Genomic DNA, 1,307 nt, shown 5'->3' with positions numbered 1-1,307 from the left:
TCAATCCTTATCTGGCAAGAGATTTAATTGATTAGTTCGCTCCAGATCGCAAACAATTGACAAAAATTGCGGCAATGTCTGTCTCTATAAAGGTTTCATTCTTTATAACCCCGTCCATTGCATAAGACAAACCGAAGAACCCTTTTCATTTCAATAACTTGACATTTCATCTGTCCAAGGTTATAACTATACTAGAGTGCGTAGTCTACGTACTTTGCCCTACTAAAAAGTAACAAACCACTTAAAATGATCACCAACATCTCTAGACGACTAACCACTGGCGCTCTTGCCATCGCTGGCAGCGTTGCCGCTTTCGGCTTCGGCGGTGCTGCCCCCGCCCAGGCGCAGGCGGTGTGTACACCACAACTTTTCACCACTTTCATGACCACTCCTTGCCGGAGGGGGGACAAGTTGTTTACATACATCTCCTCATCTGGCTCTACTATAAATGACCCGGGCAGTTTTCTGACCATTACGCAAAGCACAATGCCCGAGATACACAGCTTCACCTTCACCCCAGCCAATCCTCTGAATAGCACGGCGGGTGTTCACACCCTAAGCTACTCGGTCAAGATCGTTGATGACCCCAGCACTCCTGAGAATGAACTTTTGACGAAGATGTTCACATCGTTCAGCAGCGGCTACACCACAACTATGCTGACTGACAAAGGTGTCTCTCTGGACCAGACGGCTTGGTCAGGTAGTCTCGGTGGGACGTTGATCGGAACCTCGTCGGCTACAAGTACTGATATTGGTGGCAGTGGCTCTCCTGGTAACGCGGTTCTGGTTCCGGCCGGTGTCACGGAACTCTTCGTCACAAACACTTTCGGCGTCTCTACTATGGGAGGACTACTGAACAGTATCACCAACGACTACTTACAAACGACAAAATCAATTGGCGTACCCGAACCTTCTGCTATCCTCGGTATCTTAGCCGTTGCTGGTGTTGGTGCTTTCGCTCGTCGCAAGAGCTAGTCACTGCCATTAAATCAAAAGCAAGCGTTAAGGTTAAGCTTAACGCCTTTTTTTGTGTCTAGAGAAGGGGATGGGGGAGTGGGGAGTTCGAGCATTTGTATTAAAATATCCAATACGCAATTTAAATGCAGTATACTGTTCACTTAACAATCCCACTGGTCACTGACAAGCTAAGACCCATCTAAAGTTGGGTAGTTGGGTAGGGTGCGTTAGGCAATCCCTTGTTTTTAGGGCAAAAATCAAGCTCTGAATATTGCCGTAACGCACCACAAAGAAAGGTTTTTGGTGAGTTACGCTAACGCACCCTACTGGGGAGCATCTCACTTTCTTTT

The 1,307-nt window shown here is 47.3% G+C and carries 1 protein-coding gene; it reads left to right on the top strand.

Annotated elements, in window-relative coordinates; all coding sequences use genetic code 11:
• The first annotated feature begins 246 nt into the window (after positions 1–246).
• Positions 247–975: a PEP-CTERM sorting domain-containing protein gene (locus O9290_RS12295; protein ID WP_288056685.1), complete on the top strand. Its 729-nt coding sequence runs from the start codon at positions 247–249 to the stop codon at positions 973–975.
• Positions 976–1,307 lie beyond the last annotated feature (332 nt).

It is taken from the genome of Microcystis sp. LE19-41.2A, assembly GCF_027530405.1.
In the GTDB taxonomy this organism is placed as follows: Bacteria; Cyanobacteriota; Cyanobacteriia; order Cyanobacteriales; family Microcystaceae; genus Microcystis; species Microcystis aeruginosa.
This window is presented reverse-complemented; position numbering and strand designations above follow the sequence as displayed.

Excerpts from the sequence above, each read along its gene's own strand:
- O9290_RS12295 (WP_288056685.1), top strand. The coding sequence starts at position 247 with ATGATCACCAACATCTCTAGACGACTAACCACTGGCGCTCTTGCCATC.